Source organism: Hydrotalea sp. (assembly GCF_049968455.1).
In the GTDB taxonomy this organism is placed as follows: domain Bacteria; phylum Bacteroidota; class Bacteroidia; order Chitinophagales; family Chitinophagaceae; genus Hydrotalea.
This window is the reverse complement of the sequence record NZ_JBMFQT010000008.1, coordinates 70,531-92,930: the sequence shown is the minus strand read 5'-3', so window position 1 is coordinate 92,930 and position 22,400 is coordinate 70,531. Positions and strand designations below refer to the sequence as shown.

Below are 22,400 nucleotides of genomic sequence, written 5' to 3'. Positions count from 1 at the left end.
AGTTTTTTATTTTATTGCCGCAATGATTTGGCAATGGCAGATGCAGCTATGAAGGCTGTTGTCCAGGCATTTTGAAAATTGAAACCACCGGTAACTCCATCTATATCCAAAACTTCTCCGGCAAAATATAATCCGGGAATTTTCTTACTTTCCATTGTATTAGCATTTACCTCATTTAATTGAACACCGCCTGCTGTAACAAACTCGTCTTTAAATGTTGTTTTACCTTGAATTAAATAACTATCGTACAGCAATTTTTTAATAAGTTGATTAATTTGTTGATTTGAAATATCAGCCCATTTAGTATGTGGATTTATTTGAACTGCAGTTAAAAAATAATGCCATAATCTTTCAGGGAATTTATACATACAACGGGTACCTATTGACTGCTTAGGATTGGTTGAACGATATGATTGTAATGAAGAGCGAATAGTATGCTCAGTCTCATTAGATATCCAATTAATATTGATGTTAAAATGGTAATTGTTTTCTGCCAACCACCTAGCGCCCCAAGCCGATAATTTTAGAATTGCCGGACCGCTAAAACCAAAATGCGTTATTAACAGTGCACCGCTTTGTTCTAATTTAGTATTAGCAACACGAACACATACATTTGGTATTGCAATGCCTGATAATTGCTGAATGGCATGCTTGTGCATATTAAATGTGAATAATGAAGAGACCGGCGGTACAATTGTATGCCCTAATGCGGCTATCCAATTCCATTGTTCCAGTTTAGGAAATCCACCGGTAGTTATACAAACATAATTGGCTTCGAATGTTTCTGAAGTATGTGTTGTTAATTTAAAAAGTTGATTAACAGAAATAATTGAAGTAATATTTTTATTCAATAGTATTCGAATATTATATTTCTTCGCTTCATTTAAAAAACAATTGATGATTGTTTCCGAAGTATTGGTAGAACTAAACATTCTTCCATCGGCTTCGGTAACTAAATGAACATTTCGTAATTTAAACCATTGAATGGTATGCTGTGGGTTAAACCAATGAAAGCATTTTTTTAGAAATTGGCCACCTCTTGGATAGTATTGAATAAGATCTGTTATATTAAAACAGGCATTCGTAACATTACAACGACCGCCCCCACTAATTTTAACTTTTGAAAGTACTTTATTTGATTTTTCAAGTATAATTACCTCTAAGTCCGGATTCATTTCAGCAGCATTAATAGCGCAGAAAAAACCCGCAGCTCCACCACCAACCACTACTAAAACTTTTTTATTGCCCATTTTTCATAGTCATAATTGAAAGAATCTCTTTTATACCATTCAAAAAATTACCTATCCGTATATTTTCGTTAGCGGCATGCTGATTGTCATCATAATTAGCAATGGGTAACGATATAGCCTTTGCGCCTAATTGTTGTTCAATAATAATTAAGGGTAAGCTTCCGCCTGTTAATGGCATGATGATTAATCCGTTAGGTGATACTTCATTAACTTCCTTAATAATTTGTTGCGACATTGGCCAATCTATGGGTGTTTTTTGTGCGTTATAGCCTGATCCGGTCTCAACCTTAGCAATAAGGGGATATTTCATCCTTTCTTCATTAGTAGGTTCATGGCTTATAACGTAGTACCCTTTACTTGTAATGTGTTGAATTACTTTCTGTTGTTGTTTTATATAATCATTTCCGGGAACCAATCGCAAATCAATACTAACTGAAGCAGTGGCAGGAATACTATTGGTGGACAAATTACCCACATGCCCACTGGCTATACCATTAATGTTTAAAGTAGGTAGTTGTATAGCGTTTATTAGCGATATTCCATTCATTTCATTTCCAGAGAAACCAAATTGTTCTTTTAACAATGCATCATTTTGCTGAATTTGATTCCAAACTTTTTTTTCTGCATTGGATATGGGTTGCACATCGCTATAAAAATTAGGGATGGTAACAAAACCGCTATCGTTTTTCATGGAAGCCAATAAATGTACCATATTCCAAGCCGGACTGGGTGCCCAATTACCATAATGCCCGCTATGTAATGGCGTCTTGCTTCCATATAATGTAATGTCCATGTGTGTGTCGCCACGTACACCAAACGACAATAAATTTTTTCCATTAGCCGGTTGTGGCCCATCACAAATTATCCAAACATCTGATTGTAATAATGATTTATAGTGAGCCAATATTTTTGCTAAATTGGGTGAACCGGCTTCTTCTTCCCCTTCAAAAAAGAATTTAACATTGATAGTAGGTAAAAGATTTTGCTTTTTCAAAGCAATGAATGCTTGTAGTATAGCCATTACCCCGGCTTTATCATCTGCAGCACCACGTGCATAAATTCTAAAATTATCATTGAGTTGTTTTAGCCATTCATCTTTCGTCAATGCCTTACCGCCATTATTAATAGCATTGGTAAAGAATGAGGGTTTAAATGGATTTAAACCTTTATACCATCCACTGCTATCAGCAGGCTGACCATCATAATGTGCATAAAAAACAATTGTTTGTGTGGCATTCGGCACCATTAACTCACCATAAACTACAGGTGGCTTTGTATTGTCCGTAAAGAGTAATAAGGTGTTTTGTATGCCTGCACGCTGCATAAATTGAAACAAGTAATCAGCATTATAAGCAAAGGCATTTTTTTGCGAAACAACATTAGGTATGTTTACAAAATCAATATACTGCTGCAAGATGGTTTCCTTATTTTGTTGAACATATTTTTGAAACCATTGCAAATCATTTTGAGCATTGGAAGCAAACCCAACAAAACAAGCACTGAGCAAAGCAAATAGGTACTTTAAATATTGACGCATGTAAGCCAATTTTCAATGAATGAAAAAACAAACAGAATTAAGAATAATAGCTTGTATTTAAATGTATATTCTTTTTTTCTACCGCTTCAATAATGCTATAATCAGATAAGATGAGTGGTTTATCTTTTTTCACGCAAACATCATGTTCAAAATGAACAGATACCTTACCATCACGGGTTTTTACAGTCCATCCATCTTTATCAGTATAAACATCTTTGGAACCTAAGTTAATCATGGGTTCTATAGCCAGTACAATATTCTCTTTTAGCTTAGGTCCATTACCTCTTTTACCATAATTGGGTACCTGTGGGTCTTCGTGTAATGAACGACCCAAACCATGACCAACCAATTCACGAACAACACCATATCCCATTTTCTTTTCAGTATGTTCTTGAATAGCAAATGAAATATCACCTACTCTGTTTCCTGCAATAGCTTTTTCAATGCCCTTATATAAACTTTCCTTGGTAATTTTTACAAGCTGCAAAACGTCTGCCGACACATCGCCCATAATAAAAGTATAAGCATGATCACCATGCCAACCGTTTAAAATTACACCCATATCAATAGAAACAATGTCGCCTTCTTTTATTGGATGATTGTTTGGGAAACCATGCACTACTACATCATTTACTGAAGCACATACAGAATAAGGATAACCATGGTAATTTAAAAATGAGGGTATAGCTTGATGATCCTTCACAAATTCAAAACAAAGTTTATCTATTTGCATAGTTGTTACACCAGGCTTTAAAAAAGCAGCAACCTCAGCTAATGTTTTACTTACTAAAAGGGCAGCTTGCTTCATGTATTCAATTTCCTGTTCCGTTTTTACATACATCATATTAATATTATTTCTACGTGACATTCTAAGTCAAAGTTAAATGTAGTTAGAGTATAAATTCGTGAATTGAACAACTAATAAAAAAAGAAAACCTGTCAGGCACAAGCCCAACAGGTTTATATCAATAACAATTAATAGCTTACATAACAGATGAAGTAATACTTTGACGACCTTGAATGCGACCACCACCGGACATTAAACCATCGTACTGACGCATAAGCAAATAGGTTTCTATTTGCTGCAATGTATCTAAAATTACAGCTACCATAATTAATAATGAGGTACCTCCGTAAAATGTACTAAATGCACTGGTTACACCTAATTTTTGTGCGAACCCAGGCATAATACCAACAATGGCTAAGAAAATGGCACCGGGCAAAGTAACTTTATCCATAATAGCGCCAATATAATCAGTAGTTGGTTGTCCGGGTTTTACACCGGGAATAAAACCGTTGTTACGCTTCAAATCCTCAGAAATCTGTTTAGGATTAAAAATTAAGGCAGTATACAAGAAGGTAAAACCAATCACCATAATGCCATAAATAAGCATGTACCATGGATTACTGTGATCGTTAAAAATTTTGATAATACCTTTTGCAGATTCAATATTGGTAAAAGAAACAAGCGTAGGTAAAAACATAATAGCCTGAGCGAAGATGATAGGCATAACACCGGCGCTGTTTACTTTAACGGGCAGGAATTGACGTGCACCACCAAATTGTCTGTTACCAATTATTTGCTTAGCGTAGTTTACCGGTATTTTTCTTACTCCTTGCACTAAAATAATAAGGCTCATGATAACAGCAACTAGGATGGCTATTTCAATTAAGAAAATTAACAAACCACCACCGGCTTTTTCACTTTTGGCAGAAAATTCCTGAATAGTTGCTTGAGGAAAACGAGCCAAAATGCCCACCATAATAATGATAGAAGTACCATTACCTAAACCTTTATCTTGAATTTTTTCACCTAACCACATTACAAATAAAGTACCTGCAGAAAGGGTAATAATGGTTGTAAATGTAAATACCGTTCTATCTAACAAAATGGCTTGAGCATAACCACCTTGAGGATTCGTTAAATAAGCAACATAAGCACCGGCCTGAAAGGCAGTAACAATTACGGTTAAATAACGCGTCCATTGGTTAATTTTATTTTGACCGCTGGTTCCTTCTTTTTGAATCTTTTGCAATTGAGGTACTAAGATGGTCATTAACTGCATAAAGATAGAAGCAGAAATGTAAGGCATAATACCCAATGCAAAAATAGAAGCCTGCGTAAAAGCACCACCTGCAAACGTATCAAACAAACCTAACAAGCCTTTATTAGCTGCATTAAGTTTGCTTTGGTCTAACAAATTAGGATCAATTCCGGGTAATACCACGTGGGTACCAAACCGATAAACTAATATTAAAGCCAACGTAATAACAATTTTACTACGTAGTTCTTCAATACTCCAAATGTTCTGTATGGTTTTAATGAATTTTTTCACAAATACTGTTGTTAATAGTTGAAAACCTAAGGTAAACTGTCTTAATTAAAAAATGCGCAGGGCAATATACGGTAAATTATTTAATTAGTTCAACAGTTCCGCCAAGTGCTTCAATAGCAGATTTTGCTTTTTCGCTAATGGCATTCACTTTAAAATTTAATTTAGATTTTAACTCGCCATTTGCCAGTATTTTAACTTTATCGGTTCTATTTACTAAACCGTTAATGTAAAGGTTTTCTAATGAAAATTCAGAGAAAGCATATTTTTCATTTAGGGTTTCAATTTGGCCTAAGTTGAAAACTTTATACTCAACTCTGTTAATGTTTTTAAAACCACGCTTAGGTAAGCGACGTTGAATAGGCATTTGACCACCTTCAAATGCATTTTTACGTTGGTAACCTGCACGGCTTTGACCACCTTTATTACCTTTTGTTGATGTACCACCTTTACCTGAGGCTTCACCTCTACCTAATCTCTTTTGCTTGTGTGTTGAACCAGTTGCTGGTTTTAAATTGTGTAGTTTCATGTTTGTTTGATTTTGTACTTATCGGGGAATCGCCCCTCGCATTAAAAAATGAACGCAAAATGGTATGTAATTTCATTTACATACCATTAAGCATAAATATTCAAAAATTATTTAACTTCTTCAACTTTAACCAAATGGTTAACTTTATTAACCATACCTAAAATTTGAGGAGTGGCTTCAACTTCACGAGTTGCGTGTAATTTATTTAAACCAAGTGCTACCAAGGTTTTCTTTTGCCTTTCAGACCGGTCAATACCACTTTTTATTTGTGTAATTTTAATTTTTTTCATAATGAATACAAATTTTAAACAATGCTTATGCAATTGTTTAGCCATTAAATACTTTGGTTAGTTTTAAGTTACGTTCTTTAGCAACTTTTACAGGTTCGCGTAGGTCAGTTAAAGCTTTAATGGTAGCTTTTACCACATTATGTGGATTGGCAGAACCTAAACTTTTTGCCAATACATCGGTAATACCAGCACTTTCTAAAACAGCACGCATACTACCACCGGCAATTACACCGGCACCATGAGCAGCAGGTTTTATTAAAACCTTAGCAGCACCTGCTTTAGAAAATTGTTCATGAGGAATAGTACCATGCATAATTGGAACTTTTACCAAATTCTTTTTTGCATCATCAATACCTTTAGAAATTGCTTCCTGAACTTCTTTAGCTTTTCCTAAGCCCTGGCCAACAATTCCTTTTCCATTACCTACCACTACTAAAGCAGAAAAACTAAATGTACGTCCTCCTTTTGTGGTTTTTACTACCCGGTTAATGGCAACTACTTTTTCTTTTAGTTCAACTTCACCGGTAAGCTTTACTTTATTTTCAGTTATTTTAGACATGGATCTAAATGATTAAGTATTAATTTAATTAAAATTGAAGACCACCTTCTCTGGCACCATCAGCAACACTTTTTACCCTGCCATGATACAGATTACCACCTCTGTCAAAAACACAAGTTGTAATACCTAATGAAGTTGCTTTTTGAGCAATAGCGTTACCTACCAGTTTAGCTTTTTCAACTTTAGTTACTTTATGTGCTAATATTTGTTTATCACGAGATGAAGCGGCAGCCAATGTAACTCCGTTAACATCATCAATTAATTGTGCATAAATTTCAGCGTTGCTTCTAAAAATAGATAAACGGGGTTTAGTGGCAGTGCCGGATACCTTTTTACGTATGCGGTATCTGATTTTTTGTCTTTGAACAAGTTTACTATTCATTGCTTTTATCTTTTAATCTTCCGATTCTGCCGGAAGTTATATTTGTTAATGGTTATTTACCAGCAGCTTTACCCGCTTTTCTTCTAATAATTTCATCAGAGTATTTAACACCTTTTCCTTTATATGGCTCAGGTTTACGTAAGCTACGAATTTTAGCAGCTACTTGACCTAATAATTGTTTATCAATGCTTTCCAAGCTAATGGTAGGGTTTTTACCTTTTTCTGTTGCAGTGGCAACCTTTAATTCTTTAGGTACTTCAAAAATAATGTTATGAGAATAACCTAATGAAAGGTCTAATGTATTTCCTTGGTTTGATGCCTTAAAACCTACCCCAACCAATTCCAAATCTTTTTTAAATCCTTCAGTAACACCTTTAATCATATTAGCTACTAATGAACGGTATAAACCATGCATTGCACGATGACGTATTTGGTCTGTAGGACGAAATAAGTTAACGGTACCATCAGATACTGTTACAACGATATCTCTATCAATAGCTTGTGTTAATTCACCTTTAGGTCCTTTAACAGTAATTACATTATCATTACCAACTGTAATGGTTACACCTTTAGGTACTTGTACTGGTTTCTTTCCAATTCGTGACATAGTCGTTTTGTTTTATTTATGATGATTTTAAGTTGTGTTCAGCCCCGACTAAAAGGCTTAATTATCTAACTTAAAAATTTAATTAATAAACGTAACACAATACTTCACCACCCACATTCTGAGCTTTGGCTTGCTTATCAGTCAATACTCCTTTTGAAGTACTGATAATAGCAATACCTAAGCCATTAATTACCCTTTTCATTTCAGAGGGCTTTGCATATTGGCGTAAGCCCGGGCGGCTAACGCGCTCTAACGAACGAATAGCAGGTTGTTTGCTGGTGGGGTCGTATTTCAAAGCTATTTTAATAATACCTTGCTTGGTATTTTCTTCAAATTTATACTTCAAAATATAACCTTGTTCATATAAAATCTCAGTCATCCGCTTTTTTAAGTTTGAAGCAGGAATTTCTACGATTCTATGCCCGGCCATTTGAGCATTACGAATCCTGGTTAAAAAGTCTGCAATAGGATCAGTTACCATTGTATATAAGTTAAATACGGTTCTAAATGTTGTTTATGAAATGGGATTAAAAAATTACCAACTGGCTTTTTTAACACCTGGTATTTTACCATTCAATGCCATATCACGAAATACTACCCTTGAAATCCCAAAATAACGCATGTAACCACGAGGTCTACCGGTTAATTGGCAACGATTTTTCAATCGAACAGGGGAAGCATTTTTAGGAATTAAATCTAAAGCAGCATAATCACCTGCGGCTTTTAAAGCGGCACGTTTTTCGGCATACTTAGCCACCAATGCTTCTCTTTTTGCTTCGCGGGCTATGATTGATTTTTTTGACATAATGTTTCTTATTATTAATACAATGAGTAGTCAATACTCACTTAATGTTTAATTAATATCTTTTTTAGCGCTTTTAAAAGGCATACCCATTTCTTTCAGTAATTCATATGCCTCTTCATTTGATTGAGCAGTAGTTACGATAGTAATATCGAAACCGGTAATTTTATTTACTTTGTCAATATCAATTTCAGGGAAAATGATTTGTTCAGTAACACCTAAAGTATAATTACCACGGCCATCAAATGCTTTATCACTAATACCTTTAAAATCGCGTACACGAGGTAAAGCAACTGAAATTAAGCGGTCTAAAAACTCGTACATTTTGTCACCACGCAAAGTTACTTTTGCACCAATGGGCATTCCTTTACGCAATTTAAAGTTCGAAATATCTTTTTTAGAATAAGTAGGTACAGCTTTTTGACCGGTAATTTGTTCCAATTCGGCAACAGCTACATCAACCAATTTTTTATCAGTTACAGCGCCGTTTACACCGCGGTTAATACAAATTTTTTCAATTTTAGGAGTTTGCATAACACTTTTGTAAGCAAACTTTTTCATTAAAGCTGGCATTACTTCCTGGCGATATTTTGACGCCATTCTCGGAGTATATTTAGTTGTGCTCATTATTTAATAACCTCCCCAGATTTTTTTGATATTCTAATTAATTTACCATTGTCTCTACTTCTTTTTACTTTAGTAGGGGCTCCGGTTTTAGCATCCCACAACATAACATTGCTAATGTGTATAGGTGCTTCTATTCTAACAATACCCCCCTTAGTGTTTTGTGCATTGGGTTTAGTATGTTTTGTAACAATGTTTACCCCTTCAACTACAACACGTGCTTCATCAATCAGAACTTCTAATACCTTTCTAGGTTTTTTCAAGTCCTTATCTTCTCCGGCAATAACAACTACAGTGTCGCCTTTTTTAATGTTAAATTTGGGTTTAAATCTTTTATTCATGGTGTTTACCCTTTTATAACCTTGTATGGTTAGTTATTTTTTTGTTACCAGCTTTTAAATTTATATTCAGCTTTAGTTGCGTCGCACACTTGTACGGCAGTAACGCAAGGCAGCATTTTTATAAAACTTCAGGGGCCAGTGAAATTATTTTCATATACCCTTTATCTCTTAATTCACGGGCAACCGGTCCAAAAATACGGGTACCACGTGGTTCATCGGCATTGTTTAATAAAACAACAGCATTATCGTCGAAACGAATATATGAGCCATCTTTTCTGCGTAATTTATTTTTAGTACGCACTATTACTGCTTTAGATACCGTGCCTTTTTTAATTCCACCTGCAGGAATGGCGTCTTTAACAGTAACAACAATTTTATCGCCAATTTTTGCATAATCCTGGCCACTATTACCCAGTACTTTAATGCAAAGTACTTCTTTGGCACCGCTATTGTCAGCTACATTTAATCTGCTTTCTTGCTGAATCATTGTTTAATAATTTGATAGTTAACAGGCTGCTTTTGGCAGGCTATCTCAATAATAATTTATTTAGCTTTTTCAATTACCTCAACTAGTCTCCAACGCTTTGTTTTACTAAGCGGACGAGTTTCCATAATTTTTACAATATCGCCTATTGTGCACTCATTTTTTTCATCATGTGCATGGAATTTCGTAGTTTTTTTCACGAACTTTCCATAAATAGGGTGTTGCACTTTTCTTTCAACTGCAACAGTAATGGTTTTAGCCATTTTATTGCTGGTTACAACACCAATTCTTGTTTTACGCAAATTTCTTTCAACCATTGTTAGCAATTTATTGGTTATTTAGCCGTAGCTTTTGTATGTAATGCTGTTTTTAAACGAGCAATATCTTTTCTTAACTCACGAATACTCATTGGATTTTCCAATGGAGAAATTGCGTGTGCAAATTCTAATTTTTTTAACCTTAAGGTATCTTCCTCAATTCTTGCCTTAATTTCGGTTTCGGTCATTTCCTTTAGGCTTTTATTAAAATCAATTTTTTTTGCCATTGCAAATAATATTAATAGTTTGTTTAAGCTTGCAAATCTCGTCTTACAATAAATTTGGTTGCAATTGGTAATTTTTGAGCGGCTAAGTGTAAAGCTTCTCTTGCAACAGTTTCGCTTACACCATCACATTCAAAAATTATACGACCTGGCTCAACAACAGCAGCCCAAAATTCAGGATTACCCTTACCTTTACCCATCCTTACCTCTAAAGGCTTACGAGTAATAATTTTATCAGGGAAAACCCTAATCCAAACATTTCCTTCACGTTTCATAGCACGTGTCATACTTTGTCTGGCTGCTTCAATTTGCCTATTGGTTAACCAAACAGGTTCTAAAGCTTTTAAGGCGTATGAACCAAAAGCTATTGCAGTACCTCTTTTAGCAACATTACGAATGCGACCTTTTTGTTGTTTTCTATGTTTACTTCTTTTTGGCTGTAACATTTGTTTGCTTTTTTTATATAGCCAAGGCTATATGGTATTCAAAAAAGTATAGCTAATGTGGCTATTACCTATTTTAATTCTGTCCTCTTCTAGGTGATCTACCTTCATTTCCACGTCCACCGCCACGGTTACCACCACCACGTCTATCATCGCCACCAGAACCTGCTCTTTCCCTTCTATCACTCAAGTCATTTTTGCCTCCAATAAAGTTGGGGTTCAAATCACGTTTGCCTAAAACTTCGCCTTTACAAATCCAAACCTTAATACCAATTTTACCATATACGGTTTGAGCAAAAACGCTAGCATAATCAATATCCATTCTTAAAGTATGTAATGGAACACGACCTTGCTTAAACTCTTCGCTTCGGGCAATTTCAGCGCCGCCTAAACGACCACTTACTCTTATTTTAATACCTTCGGCACCCATACGTAAAGTTGATGCAATAGCCATTTTAATGGCACGCTTGTAATTGATACGATTTTCAATTTGACGAGCAATAGTATCACCTACAATGGTAGCATCTAATTCCGGACGACGAATTTCGAGGATGTTAATTTGAACATCTTCTTTGCTGGTTAATTTTTTCAATTCTTCTTTTATACTATCAACTTCGCCACCACCCTTACCGATGATGATACCAGGTTTTGAAGTATGTATGGTAACGATTAGTTTACCAAGTGTACGTTCAATAACTATTTTTGCTATACCACCTTTGTTAATACGGGCATTCAGGTAAGTACGGATTTTTTGATCCTCAATTAACTTGGTGGCAAAGTCTTTTTTATTGCCATACCAGTTACTTTCCCATCCGCGGATGATACCTAACCTGTTACCAATTGGATTTGCTTTCTGACCCATAATATGGTTTCAATTAGTTTTTAGAATCTACAATGATTGTTACATGATTGCTGCGTTTTCTTACTCTGTATCCACGACCTTGTGGTGCCGGGCGCATTCTTTTTAAAGTGCGACCACCATCAACAAAAATTGTTTTTACAATAAGGCCACTATCGGCAGCACTGGCTCCATTATTTTTTTGTTCCCAATTATTAATGGCACTCTTCAACAACTTTGCCAACGGTGTAGCATTGTGCTGAGGGTGAAATTCTAATATAGCCAAAGCCTTTTCAACTTCCATTCCACGGATCACATCGGCTAATAACCGCATTTTCATGGGTCCTGTGGGATAATTTTTTAGTTTAGCTACTGCTTCCATTTTTTTTTAATTTCTATCATTCGGTAAAGCTGTTATTCAGTTTTACCCTGAATTAATTTACTTTTTTTGACCGGCATGTCCTCTGAAGTTACGGGTAGGGGCAAATTCTCCTAATTTATGACCTACCATAAACTCAGTTACATATACAGGTATAAACTTGTTACCATTATGTACAGCAAATGTATGCCCTACAAAGTCGGGAGTAATTGTACTGCGACGGCTCCAGGTTTTTATAACTCCTTTTTTATTCTTGCCTTCGTTAATAGCGCTTACTTTTTCATTAAGCTTAACATCAACATAAGGACCTTTTTTAATCGAACGACCCATTTGGATTTACGATTTATAGCGTTTATCTAAATATTGTTACTTGGTAAGTTTTTTACCATCTCTTCTTTGAATAATCAGTTTGTCGCTGGCTTTTCCTTTAGTTCTTGTTTTTTCACCTTTGGCGTATTTACCAGTTCTGCTGCGTGGATGGCCTCCGGATGCTTTACCTTCACCACCACCCATTGGGTGATCAACAGGGTTCATAGCAACACCACGTACACGTGGGCGAATACCCTTCCAACGATTTACACCTGCTTTACCGGCAGTTTGTAAATTATGATCGCTGTTTGAAACAACACCAACGGTTGCGTAACAATTAATCAATACTTTTCTTAATTCACCAGAAGGCATTTTTAATACAGCGTACTTTTCTTCCTTGTTAGCCAATTGAGCTGAAGCACCAGCACTACGTGCTAATTTTCCACCCTGACCAGGCTGCATTTCAATGTTGTGAATATTAGTACCTAAAGGCATGTGCTTCATTTGAAGTGCATTACCTATTTCAGGTGCAACATCATCACCGGCAATTACTTTAGTACCAACTTGTAAACCTTGTGGTGCTAATATGTAACGCTTTTCGCCATCAGCATACTCCAATAAAGCAATAAAAGCTGTACGGTTTGGATCGTATTCAATTGAAACAACAGTTGCTTCAATATTGTGCTTATTGCGTTTAAAATCAATAATACGATAATGCCTTTTATGGCCACCACCTATGTAACGCATTGATCTGCGACCCTGAGCATTACGACCACCTGTTTTTTTCAGGGGCTCTAATAAGCTTTTTTCCGGCTTATCAGTTGTAATTTCAGCATAGGCATTGCCAATTCTCCAACGGGTGCCGGCTGTAATTGGTTTGAACTTTTTTAATGCCATTGTTTGTTTAATTTAAATGCGAATTTTTCAGCTTCGCAACTATAATAATACTAATTAAATGTTTGCGTATAAATCTATTGTTTCACCTTCTGCTATGGTAACCAATGCTTTTTTATAAGCTGATTTTTTACCCTGAATAAAACCTGCTTTAGTGTAGCGTGTTTTATTTTTTCCGGGCACTACCATAGTATTTACGTTTACGACTGTTATTCCGTAAAAGGTTTCAATTGCATTTTTAATTTGCAATTTATTAGCAGAACGTGCTACCTTAAAAGCATACTGGCGCAAGCTTTCTTGCTTAGCATTGGCTTTTTCAGATAAAATAGGCTTTATTAAAATATCGGTTGGTTTCATTTTATTGCTTTTGAAACGGTTTTAAATTTTAAGCTTCAGCTACTTCGTTGTCAGCAAAGATTTTAGCTGCTTGTTCAGTCAATACTAAAACATCTGCATTCATAATTTCATAAGTATTAATATCAGCCAATAAAGTGGTAGCAATATTGGGAATATTTCTGGTGCTTAAGAATAAATTATCATCATAATCAGGAGTTACAATAATTGCTTTTTTATTGGCAATTTGTAAAGCCTGCATCATGTTCACTACTTGTTTAGTTTTTGGAGTGTCAATAGTAACATCTTCTACAACTAAAATAGCATTGTCTTTCGCTTTATGGCTTAAGGCTGAAATTTTAGCCAAATCTTTTACTTTACGGTTTAGTTTAAAGTCGTAGCCATGTGGTTTAGGTCCAAAAATAGTACCACCACCTTTATATAAGGGGTTACGAATGTTTCCTTTACGAGAACCTCCGGTACCTTTTTGCTTGTGTAATTTGCGGCTTGCACCATGTACTTCAGCACGAGTTTTAACCTTGTGTGTACCTTGACGTTGAGCAGCTAAATATTGTTTTACGGCTAAATAAATAACATGGTCATTCGGTTCAATACCAAAAATATCTTCGGGTAATTCAACCGTTTTACCTGTTTTTTCGCCTTTTATATTTAAAATTTCTAATTGCATGATTTGTGTGAATTAAAGGTGATTACTTTTGGATGTAAACAATTGAACCGTTGTGCCCTGGCACTGATCCACTAATTAAGATATAATTCTTCTCAGGGAATATTTTTACAACTTTCAATCCTTTCATTTTAACGCGATCGTTACCCATACGGCCGGCCATTCTCATGCCTTTAAATACTCTTGAAGGATAGGAAGAACCACCAATAGAACCAGGTGCTCTTGAACGGTCGTGCTGGCCGTGTGACGCTTCACCCACACCACCAAAACCATGGCGTTTTACAACACCCTGGAAACCTTTTCCTTTAGTAGTACCAACTACTTCAACAGTTTCGCCTTCTGAAAATATATCGAGGGTAATAGTTTCGCCTAAAGCTTTTTCAATATTGTAATTGCGGAATTCTTTAACGAAACGCTTTGGAGCTGTTTGAGCTTTTGAGTAGTGATTAAGCTCGGATTTTGTTGAATGCTTTTCTTTCTTATCTTCAAAACCTAATTGCAGGGCTTCATAGCCATCTGCATCCTTTGTTTTAACTTGTGTAACCACACAAGGACCTGCCTCAATAATGGTACAAGCAACTTGTTTACCATCTTGGGCAAAAATGCTGGTCATTCCAATTTTTTTTCCAATAATACCTTTCATGTTTTGCGGTTTTTGCCCCGCGAAGGTGTAACGGACATTTTGCAAAACTGCAAAATTCAATCCCTGTTTGCTGCCGACCTTTTCCCTTTTACCACCTTGTGGTTATAGTGTTCTTTAAAACTATAAGTTTTAAAGACGATGGAAGTACCGGAAGTAAACAAACCTCGAAGGGCCTGTTTATATGTCAAAATTTTTATTCAAACACCAGAGCTCCTTTTTCTTGTTCAGATTGGGAGATGGCAACTTACTTGCTATTAAGCCTTAATTTCTACTTCTACACCGGAAGGTAAATCCAATTTGCTCAAAGCATCTACAGTTCTTGATGAAGATGTGTAGATATCCAGTAAGCGCTTATGCGTGCATAACTGAAATTGTTCCCTACTCTTTTTATTCACGTGTGGCGAACGCAATACTGTGAATATTCTTTTATGCGTAGGCAAAGGAATAGGTCCGGTTACAACGGCACCAGTACTACGAACTGTTTTCACAATTTTCTCGGCAGATTTATCTACCAAGTTGTGATCGTAAGATTGTAATTTTATTCTGATTCTTTGAGACATAATCTTTACCCAAATTTCCGATTGGGTTGCAAAGGTAGGGGGAGCAATTGGAATAGGCAAGGAAAAAAAGATTTTTTTTAAATTTTTTTTTAAATTTTTTCTACCGCCTCCTCTATACCAAAAAAAAGACCGGCCAATCATTTAACCGGTCTGTATTAAGTAATATTTTGTAATTAACTTGCTTTATTCTTCTACTTTCACTCTGCCTTTGTTTTTGGCAATTACTTCTTCGGCAATATTATTGGGTGCCGGAGAGTAATGAGAGAATTCCATTGTGGAAGTAGCACGACCTGAAGATAAAGAACGTAATTGCGTTACATAACCAAACATTTCACTTAAAGGCACTTTTGCTTTAATTACCTGTAGGTTATTTCGGCTATCCATTCCTTCTAACATACCTCTTCTACGGTTTAAGTCGCCGGTTACATCACCCATATATTGGTCTGGAGTTAACACTTCCACTTTCATAATAGGCTCAAGTAATACGGGTTTGGCTTTTTTAGCAGCTTCTCTGAAACCTGATTTAGCACACAATTCAAATGACATTGAGTCAGAATCTACATCATGGTAGCTACCGTCAAATATGCGAATCTTCATGTTATTTACCGGGTAGCCTGCCAATACACCGGTACTCATTGCAGTTTCAAATCCTTTTTGAATAGCAGGTATGAATTCACGAGGAATAGATCCTCCAAAAATATCGTTCACAAACTGGAAGTTCTTGCCTTCATTTTCTTTTAACCATTCTTCATCGGCAGGGCCAATTTCAAATTGAATGTCGGCGAATTTACCACGACCACCTGTTTGCTTTTTCAATACTTCGCGATGTTGATAAGTTGCTTGGAAAGCTTCCTTATAAGCTACTTGAGGAGCACCTTGATTTACTTCTACTTTAAATTCACGGCGCATACGATCTAAAATGATTTCCAAGTGCAACTCTCCCATACCACGCAAAATGGTTTGACCCGTATCCTCATCAGTATTTACTCTTAATGTTGGATCTTCTTCTACCAATTTTGATATGGCCATACCCATTTTATCAACATCAGCCTGGGTTTTAGGCTCAATGGCAATAGCTATTACCGGTTCTGGAATAAACATATTTTCCAAAACAATTGGATGATCTTCATCGGCTAAGGTATCTCCTGTTTTAATTTCTTTAAATCCAACAGCAGCACCAATATCACCGGCTTCGATAAAGTCGATTGGATTTTGCTTGTTAGCGAACATTTTCATAATACGACTAATCCTTTCTTTTTTACCACTACGTACATTTAACACGTAACTACCGGCATCTAAATGACCACTATAACAGCGGAAAAATGCTAACCTACCAACAAAAGGATCGGTCATAATTTTGAATGCTAAAGCAGAGAATGGTTCTTTTGGATCGGGCTTACGAGTAATTTCATTCCCGGTATTAGGATCAATACCTTTTACAGCTTCTATATCAACCGGAGAAGGTAAATATCTACAAACAGCATCTAATGCAGTTTGAACGCCTTTATTTTTGAATGAAGAACCACACATCATAGGTACAATACTTAAATCGATGGTGGCTTTACGAATAGCAGCATGTACTTCATCTTCTGTAATTGAATTAGGATCATCGAAGAATTTTTCCATTAAATGGTCATCATATTCAGCAACTGCCTCAATTAAGTTTTGACGCCAGAAGCTTACTTCTTCGACCATATCTTCCGGAATAGCTATTTCATCGAAGGTCATTCCTTCAGTTTCTGCATGCCATACAATGCCTTTCATTTTAATAAGGTCAACAACCCCCTTAAAATTGTCTTCAGCACCAATAGGTAATTGTAAAGGAACTGCTTTAGCTCCCAACATTTCTTTTACTTGTTTTACCACATTTAAAAAGTCGGCACCTGAACGGTCCATTTTATTAACGAAACCTATTCTGGGTACACGATAGCGGTTAGCTTGACGCCACACTGTTTCTGATTGAGGCTCTACCCCATCAACAGCAGAAAATAGGGCAATCAATCCGTCTAAAACCCTCATTGAACGTTCAACCTCAACGGTAAAATCAACGTGGCCGGGAGTATCAATAATATTAAAGTAATATTTTTTAGTTTCGGGAGTAGCTTTACCTAAAACAGTAGGAAAGTTCCATTGACAGCTAACAGCTGCTGATGTGATGGTAATACCTCTTTCTTTCTCCTGCTCCATCCAGTCAGTTGTGGCAGCACCATCGTGCACTTCGCCAATTTTATGTATCATACCGGTATAGCGCAAAATACGCTCGGTAGTTGTGGTTTTACCGGCATCGATGTGAGCGGCAATACCAAAATTGCGTTGAAATTTCAAATCCGCCATAAAGTGATTGTTTATTTTTTTTCAGGCGGCAAAGGTAGGGATTTAGGTAATTCTACAAGATTTTAATGAAAGATTTAATAGTAAGTTGTTGAAATAATTTTGTAGAGTGAGAAAATTCCCAAATGTAGGTAGGTTTATGAATATAAGGTTCCAATCGTTTTACAATAAAAAAAGCTACCACAAATGGGTAGCTTTATATAGAGCGTAAAGTTAAAAATTAAACTTTAAAGTGTGAGAAAGCCTTGTTGGCTTCAGCCATTCTATGCACATCTTCTTTTTTCTTAAATGCTCCGCCTTCACCTTTACTAGCTGCGATAATTTCGTTAGCCAATTTATCTGCCATTGTTCTACCATTTCTTTCACGGCTATAACGAACCATCCATTTAATACTCAAAGAAATTTTTCTATCGGGTCTTACCTCAGTAGGAATTTGAAAGGTAGCACCACCAATTCTGCGACTACGTACCTCAACAGAAGGAGTAATATTGGCTAAAGCTTTTTTCCAAACTTCATAACCATCTTCATTAGTTAATTTAGATACCTTATCAATTGCATCATAAAAAATATTAATGGCAGTACTTTTTTTACCATCCCACATAATATTATTAATGAAACGACTTACCATTATATCATTGTATCTTCCATCGGGAGCAACTGGTAATTTTTTGGCTTGTGCTTTACGCATGTTATATAAAAATTAGCTGTTTAACAGAATTATTTTTTTGCTTTTTCTTTTTTAGTACCGTATTTAGAACGACTTTTTTTCCTGTCTTTCACACCGGCAGTATCCAAGCTACCTCTTACAATGTGGTAACGTACACCTGGTAAATCTTTTACACGACCACCTCTAATTAATACAATTGAGTGCTCTTGTAAATTGTGTCCTTCACCTGGAATATAAGCAATTACTTCTACCTTATTGGTTAAACGTACTTTTGCCACTTTACGCAAAGCTGAGTTTGGCTTTTTGGGAGTTGTTGTATACACACGTGTACAAACACCACGACGTTGTGGACAAGCATCTAAAGCTCTTGATTTACTTTTAGCCCTGATAATTTCGCGGCCTTTTCTAACTAATTGTTGTATAGTAGGCATTCTACGTTATTTAAATTTTAGGACGGCAAAGGTAATAGCACTTACCGTAAATTCCAAAAAGAAAAATAATAAAAGATAAAATTTATTTCAAAAACTGTCGTTTATGCGTAAATAAGCTAAATTTTATAAAGCCATTCATGCACATCTGGCACAACACCATAGCGGATTTGGTTCAATTTCTCCTTAACCGCAGTAGAAACTTTCCATTTTTCAGTATCAAATAACATTTGTTCGTCTTTATAGCGTAACTCCTTAATTAAAGCAATAGTAGCTGCTGTTCCTGTACCAAAAACTTCTTGTAATGTGCCATTTTTGTAAGCAGCAATTACTTCATCAATATTTATTTTTCGTTCTTCTACAGCTATCCCCATTTCTTGTAAAAGCACCAAAACACTATTACGTGTTACTCCATTTAAAATGGTGCCTTCTTCTAACGAGGGCGTAATGGCTTTATTATTAATTATAAATACAACATTCATCATTCCCACTTCTTGCAACCATTTGTGTTCAATAGCATCAGTCCATAATACCTGGTCGTAACCAAGCTCATTGGCTTTTTTTGCTGCCATCATACTACCTCCATAGTTCCCTGCATTTTTAGCAAAACCTACCCCACCTTTTACAGCACGTGTATAAGTTTCTTCTACATAAATTTTCATGGGCTTGGCGTAATAGGGTCCGGTAGGGCTAAGCATTATAATAAATGCATAGGTTTCAGAAGGACGAACACCCAAAGCAACATCGGTAGCAAACATTACAGGGCGAATATATAGGGAGTGTTCTGCTTTTGCAGGAATCCAATCTTTATCAATTGCTAATAACTGATGCATTCCTTCCATAAAAATATACTCAGGAACCTCGGGCATACACATACGCTCAGCGGAAAGATTAAAACGCTTGAAGTTATCGTAAGGCCTAAAAATAAAAGCTTCACCTGAATTATGTTTGTATGCTTTTATTCCTTCAAATATTGCTTGACCATAATGCAAAGCGGCTAATGAAGGCTCAATATGTAAAGGCTGATAAGGTAAAATTTGGGGATCTTGCCAGGCTCCATTTTTGTAAGTAGCCATAAACATATGATCTGAAAAGTACTTCCCAAAAGGTATATTCTCTAAACTTAAACTGTTTAATTTACTTTCAGCAACTTTTGTTACCGGAAAGCCTGAAGTCTTAATCATATCTTTATATTTTTGGTGCAAAGAAACAAAAAACTAACAAGTGTTAACTAAAAAAAGTTTTCGGAAATGAAATTTGAAGAAATACAATTGCCTCCAAACCACATTGCTTCACTGTACAAAGATACATTGGTGGTTATTGAACAGCCAAATAGAAATTTAAACAACGGTTTTAAAGAGGAAAATCCTAAAAAGGAAACTGCCGCTTTAAAAAATAATAATGTTGAGGAGGCCACTTCAAATTCAAACCCTAACTATTTGGGTAACAATGAAAAACAAATTGCTATTTTGGTGAATGATGAAACAGCGCCCATTATAAGAGAAGAATGGTTACAATTTATTAGTAATATATTATCAGCTTGTAAATTAAATTTGGGCGATGTTGCCATTATTAATTTACACAATCAGCTTACTACCTATGAGCAATTGCAACAAAAATTGAACATGAAATATTGTATTGTTTTTACCCAAGCATTACAGAAAATAAACTTGCCATTTATTATACCAACCTACCAAATTAAAGAATTCAATGGTTGCACATATTTCCCTGCAGAACCTTTAGAAAATTATTTAGTTGCTGATGCGCAAAAAAGCAATCAAGCCAAAAGAAATTTGTGGAATGGTTTAAAATCAATGTTTCACATTAACTAACTTGCTAAAATGACAACAACTTTAATCTTTGCTACGAACAATGCACATAAAGTACAAGAAATACAAGCTGTGTTGCCTAAAACGTTTACAGTAACTAGTTTAAAGCAAGCCGGTATTGATATAACTATTGAAGAACCATTTAACACGCTTCAAGAAAATGCCTTTCAAAAAGCAAACACTATTTTTCAATTAACACAACAACATTGTTTTAGTGAAGATACCGGTTTAGAAGTAGTGAGTCTAAATGGAGCTCCAGGGGTTAAAAGTGCCAGATATGCCGGCGAAGATCAGAACTACCAAAAAAATAACGAGAAGTTATTGTTGGCTATGCAGAATAAAAACAATCGTATTGCCCAATTTAGAACAGTTATTTGTTTAATATTGGAAGGTAAAACCTATTATTTTGAGGGTATTTGTGAAGGCATTATTACTTTAAGCCCTAGAGGCAGCCAAGGATTTGGATATGACCCATTGTTTATTCCAAATGGCAGTAAATATACTTTTGCAGAAATGGATATACTTGAAAAAAGTAAATTTAGCCATAGAAAAAAAGCATTGGATAAAATGATTGCATTTTTAGAAACTTATACTTTTAATAATGGAACGCATTAAATTAGTTTTACCTGAGGTGTTTATATTTTCAACGGAAATGAAAATTCGCGTTACTGATTTAAACTATGGTGGTCATGTTGGTAATGACCGATTTTTAGCTTTATTGCAAGAAGCACGGATGGATTTTTTAGCTTTTTATGGATATAGTGAATTAAATGTTGAAGGCGTTGGCTTAATTATGCGTGATGCAGCTATTGAATTTAAAAAAGAATTACACTATAATCAAACTATACAAATTGATGTAGCAATCACCGGCATTGATGCCATGGGCTTTGATCTTTATTACAAAATACACATCAAAAACAATAATGAATTAACACTAGCAGCCACTGCTAAAACCGGTATGTTGTGTTATAATTACCAAGAAAAAAAATTGTCGCCCGTTCCGGCAAAGTTTGTAGAAAAAATGAGCTAAGTATTTTATTGAGCATTCCAAATTTCCCAATTGGCTTCAGCCTGGCCCACTAACATATCATATCCATTTTGAACCACACAGCCTTTTTCCCTACCTTTTTTTAAGAACAGTGTTTCAGCAGGGTTATACACCAAATCAAATAAATAATTTTTTTCTGATAAAAATTCACAAGGGATTGGCGGACAGGTATTAACATCTGGAAAAGTGCCCAACGGAGTTGTATTGACTACAATTGGGAATTGCAATAACAAAGCCTCAGTAATTTGGCTGTAAGCCATACAATTGTTTTGAGATGAAGGTTTACGCGAAACAAATTGAAAAGGAATCTTCAATTCATTGAACACAAAAGCAACTGCTGCGGCTGCCCCACCCGTTCCTAAAATTAATGCACCGTTATGATGCGGTTGCAGTTGTTGGAGCAATGATTTTTTAAAACCAACCACATCTGTATTGTAACCAATTAATTCACCTTGTTTAATGTGCACACAATTGCAAGCTTGTATTTGCTGCACTTCCGGACTAACTTTGTTTAAGTATGGAATAATTTGTTTTTTGTATGGAATGGTAATGGCTAAACCCTGCAAATTGGGGGTTGACTGTATTAGGTTTACAACCTCCTCAATTTTGGGTATTGGATATAGAAAAAAGTTTGCATCGGTTATTTGTTCCGATGCAAACTTTTGGTCGAAATATTTTTTTGAAAAAGAATGCGATAAAGGAAAACCAATAAGTCCGAAAATACGCATCATTAA

33 protein-coding genes are annotated in these 22,400 nt (G+C 35.6%); 3 read left to right on the top strand and 30 right to left on the bottom strand.

Annotated features, from left to right (window positions below; genetic code table 11):
• Nucleotides 1–11 precede the first annotated feature (11 nt).
• From ACP5P5_RS07580 to ACP5P5_RS07440, 29 genes are all read right to left on the bottom strand, one after another.
• Nucleotides 12–1,250, bottom strand: a complete 1,239-nt coding sequence (locus ACP5P5_RS07580; protein WP_428285502.1) for an NAD(P)/FAD-dependent oxidoreductase — start codon at nucleotides 1,248–1,250, stop codon at nucleotides 12–14.
• Nucleotides 1,240–2,787 (bottom strand): M20/M25/M40 family metallo-hydrolase, encoded by a 1,548-nt coding sequence (locus ACP5P5_RS07575; protein ID WP_428285501.1) that lies wholly within the window; start codon nucleotides 2,785–2,787, stop codon nucleotides 1,240–1,242. Before ACP5P5_RS07575 ends, ACP5P5_RS07580 begins: the two co-directional genes overlap by 11 nt.
• A 37-nt stretch (nucleotides 2,788–2,824) precedes the next feature.
• Nucleotides 2,825–3,655, bottom strand: coding sequence for a type I methionyl aminopeptidase (gene map / locus ACP5P5_RS07570; protein ID WP_428285500.1), 831 nt, complete (start codon nucleotides 3,653–3,655; stop codon nucleotides 2,825–2,827).
• Between the two features lie 115 nt (nucleotides 3,656–3,770).
• Entirely contained in the window at nucleotides 3,771–5,123 is a 1,353-nt protein-coding gene (gene secY / locus ACP5P5_RS07565) for a preprotein translocase subunit SecY (RefSeq protein WP_428285499.1), read from the bottom strand.
• A 76-nt stretch (nucleotides 5,124–5,199) separates the two neighbouring features.
• Nucleotides 5,200–5,649 (bottom strand): 50S ribosomal protein L15, encoded by a 450-nt coding sequence (rplO, locus tag ACP5P5_RS07560; RefSeq protein WP_428285498.1) that lies wholly within the window; start codon nucleotides 5,647–5,649, stop codon nucleotides 5,200–5,202.
• Between the two features lie 107 nt (nucleotides 5,650–5,756).
• Nucleotides 5,757–5,939, bottom strand: a complete 183-nt coding sequence (gene rpmD / locus ACP5P5_RS07555; RefSeq protein ID WP_428285497.1) for a 50S ribosomal protein L30 — start codon at nucleotides 5,937–5,939, stop codon at nucleotides 5,757–5,759.
• 37 nt (nucleotides 5,940–5,976) lie between these two features.
• Nucleotides 5,977–6,498: a 30S ribosomal protein S5 gene (gene rpsE / locus ACP5P5_RS07550; protein WP_428285496.1), complete on the bottom strand. Its 522-nt coding sequence runs from the start codon at nucleotides 6,496–6,498 to the stop codon at nucleotides 5,977–5,979.
• Between the two features lie 28 nt (nucleotides 6,499–6,526).
• Nucleotides 6,527–6,880: a 50S ribosomal protein L18 gene (gene rplR / locus ACP5P5_RS07545; protein WP_428285495.1), complete on the bottom strand. Its 354-nt coding sequence runs from the start codon at nucleotides 6,878–6,880 to the stop codon at nucleotides 6,527–6,529.
• A gap of 52 nt (nucleotides 6,881–6,932) precedes the next feature.
• Nucleotides 6,933–7,487 carry a 50S ribosomal protein L6 gene (gene rplF / locus ACP5P5_RS07540; RefSeq protein WP_428285494.1) on the bottom strand — a complete coding sequence of 185 codons (555 nt, stop codon included), beginning with the start codon at nucleotides 7,485–7,487 and terminating at the stop codon, nucleotides 6,933–6,935.
• Between the two features lie 82 nt (nucleotides 7,488–7,569).
• Nucleotides 7,570–7,968, bottom strand: a complete 399-nt coding sequence (gene rpsH, locus ACP5P5_RS07535) for a 30S ribosomal protein S8 (RefSeq protein WP_428285493.1) — start codon at nucleotides 7,966–7,968, stop codon at nucleotides 7,570–7,572.
• 54 nt (nucleotides 7,969–8,022) lie between these two features.
• Nucleotides 8,023–8,292 carry a 30S ribosomal protein S14 gene (gene rpsN / locus ACP5P5_RS07530; RefSeq protein WP_428285492.1) on the bottom strand — a complete coding sequence of 90 codons (270 nt, stop codon included), beginning with the start codon at nucleotides 8,290–8,292 and terminating at the stop codon, nucleotides 8,023–8,025.
• 48 nt (nucleotides 8,293–8,340) lie between these two features.
• Nucleotides 8,341–8,889 carry a 50S ribosomal protein L5 gene (gene rplE, locus ACP5P5_RS07525; RefSeq protein WP_428285491.1) on the bottom strand — a complete coding sequence of 183 codons (549 nt, stop codon included), beginning with the start codon at nucleotides 8,887–8,889 and terminating at the stop codon, nucleotides 8,341–8,343.
• Nucleotides 8,890–8,915: 26 nt separating this feature from the next.
• On the bottom strand, nucleotides 8,916–9,254 hold the full coding sequence (gene rplX / locus ACP5P5_RS07520; protein WP_428285490.1) for a 50S ribosomal protein L24: 339 nt from the start codon (nucleotides 9,252–9,254) through the stop codon (nucleotides 8,916–8,918).
• 118 nt (nucleotides 9,255–9,372) lie between these two features.
• Nucleotides 9,373–9,741, bottom strand: coding sequence for a 50S ribosomal protein L14 (gene rplN, locus ACP5P5_RS07515; protein ID WP_068242586.1), 369 nt, complete (start codon nucleotides 9,739–9,741; stop codon nucleotides 9,373–9,375).
• A 56-nt stretch (nucleotides 9,742–9,797) separates the two neighbouring features.
• Nucleotides 9,798–10,055, bottom strand: coding sequence for a 30S ribosomal protein S17 (gene rpsQ, locus ACP5P5_RS07510; protein WP_111293917.1), 258 nt, complete (start codon nucleotides 10,053–10,055; stop codon nucleotides 9,798–9,800).
• Nucleotides 10,056–10,072: 17 nt separating this feature from the next.
• Nucleotides 10,073–10,282, bottom strand: coding sequence for a 50S ribosomal protein L29 (gene rpmC / locus ACP5P5_RS07505; RefSeq protein WP_428285489.1), 210 nt, complete (start codon nucleotides 10,280–10,282; stop codon nucleotides 10,073–10,075).
• Nucleotides 10,283–10,305: 23 nt separating this feature from the next.
• The gene (gene rplP / locus ACP5P5_RS07500; protein ID WP_111293915.1) at nucleotides 10,306–10,725 is read right to left on the bottom strand and encodes a 50S ribosomal protein L16; all 420 of its coding nucleotides are present in this window, start codon (nucleotides 10,723–10,725) and stop codon (nucleotides 10,306–10,308) included.
• Between the two features lie 73 nt (nucleotides 10,726–10,798).
• Entirely contained in the window at nucleotides 10,799–11,584 is a 786-nt protein-coding gene (gene rpsC, locus ACP5P5_RS07495) for a 30S ribosomal protein S3 (RefSeq protein WP_428285488.1), read from the bottom strand.
• A 13-nt stretch (nucleotides 11,585–11,597) separates the two neighbouring features.
• Nucleotides 11,598–11,942 (bottom strand): 50S ribosomal protein L22, encoded by a 345-nt coding sequence (gene rplV / locus ACP5P5_RS07490; RefSeq protein WP_111293913.1) that lies wholly within the window; start codon nucleotides 11,940–11,942, stop codon nucleotides 11,598–11,600.
• A 57-nt stretch (nucleotides 11,943–11,999) separates the two neighbouring features.
• Nucleotides 12,000–12,269 carry a 30S ribosomal protein S19 gene (gene rpsS, locus ACP5P5_RS07485; RefSeq protein ID WP_428285487.1) on the bottom strand — a complete coding sequence of 90 codons (270 nt, stop codon included), beginning with the start codon at nucleotides 12,267–12,269 and terminating at the stop codon, nucleotides 12,000–12,002.
• 36 nt (nucleotides 12,270–12,305) lie between these two features.
• Entirely contained in the window at nucleotides 12,306–13,145 is an 840-nt protein-coding gene (rplB, locus tag ACP5P5_RS07480) for a 50S ribosomal protein L2 (RefSeq protein WP_428285486.1), read from the bottom strand.
• Nucleotides 13,146–13,199: 54 nt separating this feature from the next.
• Entirely contained in the window at nucleotides 13,200–13,499 is a 300-nt protein-coding gene (rplW, locus tag ACP5P5_RS07475; RefSeq protein ID WP_428285485.1) for a 50S ribosomal protein L23, read from the bottom strand.
• Nucleotides 13,500–13,527: 28 nt separating this feature from the next.
• A complete protein-coding gene (gene rplD, locus ACP5P5_RS07470) occupies nucleotides 13,528–14,163 on the bottom strand; it encodes a 50S ribosomal protein L4 (RefSeq protein ID WP_428285484.1) in 636 nt (211 codons plus the stop codon).
• A 22-nt stretch (nucleotides 14,164–14,185) separates the two neighbouring features.
• Nucleotides 14,186–14,803, bottom strand: coding sequence for a 50S ribosomal protein L3 (gene rplC, locus ACP5P5_RS07465; protein WP_428285483.1), 618 nt, complete (start codon nucleotides 14,801–14,803; stop codon nucleotides 14,186–14,188).
• A 254-nt stretch (nucleotides 14,804–15,057) separates the two neighbouring features.
• Nucleotides 15,058–15,363 carry a 30S ribosomal protein S10 gene (rpsJ, locus tag ACP5P5_RS07460; protein ID WP_068242832.1) on the bottom strand — a complete coding sequence of 102 codons (306 nt, stop codon included), beginning with the start codon at nucleotides 15,361–15,363 and terminating at the stop codon, nucleotides 15,058–15,060.
• Nucleotides 15,364–15,546: 183 nt separating this feature from the next.
• Entirely contained in the window at nucleotides 15,547–17,697 is a 2,151-nt protein-coding gene (gene fusA, locus ACP5P5_RS07455; RefSeq protein WP_428285482.1) for an elongation factor G, read from the bottom strand.
• 217 nt (nucleotides 17,698–17,914) lie between these two features.
• Entirely contained in the window at nucleotides 17,915–18,382 is a 468-nt protein-coding gene (gene rpsG / locus ACP5P5_RS07450) for a 30S ribosomal protein S7 (protein ID WP_428285481.1), read from the bottom strand.
• A 29-nt stretch (nucleotides 18,383–18,411) separates the two neighbouring features.
• On the bottom strand, nucleotides 18,412–18,792 hold the full coding sequence (gene rpsL, locus ACP5P5_RS07445; RefSeq protein WP_026767866.1) for a 30S ribosomal protein S12: 381 nt from the start codon (nucleotides 18,790–18,792) through the stop codon (nucleotides 18,412–18,414).
• A gap of 116 nt (nucleotides 18,793–18,908) precedes the next feature.
• Nucleotides 18,909–19,973 carry a branched-chain amino acid aminotransferase gene (locus ACP5P5_RS07440; RefSeq protein WP_428285480.1) on the bottom strand — a complete coding sequence of 355 codons (1,065 nt, stop codon included), beginning with the start codon at nucleotides 19,971–19,973 and terminating at the stop codon, nucleotides 18,909–18,911.
• A gap of 66 nt (nucleotides 19,974–20,039) precedes the next feature.
• Here ACP5P5_RS07440 and ACP5P5_RS07435 point away from each other — a divergent pair, with 66 nt between their 5' ends.
• Genes ACP5P5_RS07435 through ACP5P5_RS07425 form a run of 3 tightly spaced genes read left to right on the top strand, consistent with a single transcriptional unit; the run spans nucleotide 20,040 to nucleotide 21,648 of the window.
• Nucleotides 20,040–20,621 (top strand): hypothetical protein, encoded by a 582-nt coding sequence (locus ACP5P5_RS07435; RefSeq protein ID WP_428285479.1) that lies wholly within the window; start codon nucleotides 20,040–20,042, stop codon nucleotides 20,619–20,621.
• Between the two features lie 9 nt (nucleotides 20,622–20,630).
• Entirely contained in the window at nucleotides 20,631–21,233 is a 603-nt protein-coding gene (rdgB, locus tag ACP5P5_RS07430; RefSeq protein ID WP_428285478.1) for an RdgB/HAM1 family non-canonical purine NTP pyrophosphatase, read from the top strand.
• Complete coding sequence (locus ACP5P5_RS07425) at nucleotides 21,220–21,648, top strand: acyl-CoA thioesterase (protein ID WP_428285477.1); 429 nt, start codon at nucleotides 21,220–21,222, stop codon at nucleotides 21,646–21,648. The genes rdgB and ACP5P5_RS07425 overlap by 14 nt, the downstream gene beginning before the upstream one ends.
• A gap of 5 nt (nucleotides 21,649–21,653) precedes the next feature.
• Here the strand turns inward: ACP5P5_RS07425 and ACP5P5_RS07420 are convergent, their stop codons facing one another.
• Entirely contained in the window at nucleotides 21,654–22,397 is a 744-nt protein-coding gene (locus tag ACP5P5_RS07420; protein ID WP_428285476.1) for a shikimate dehydrogenase family protein, read from the bottom strand.
• Nucleotides 22,398–22,400 lie beyond the last annotated feature (3 nt).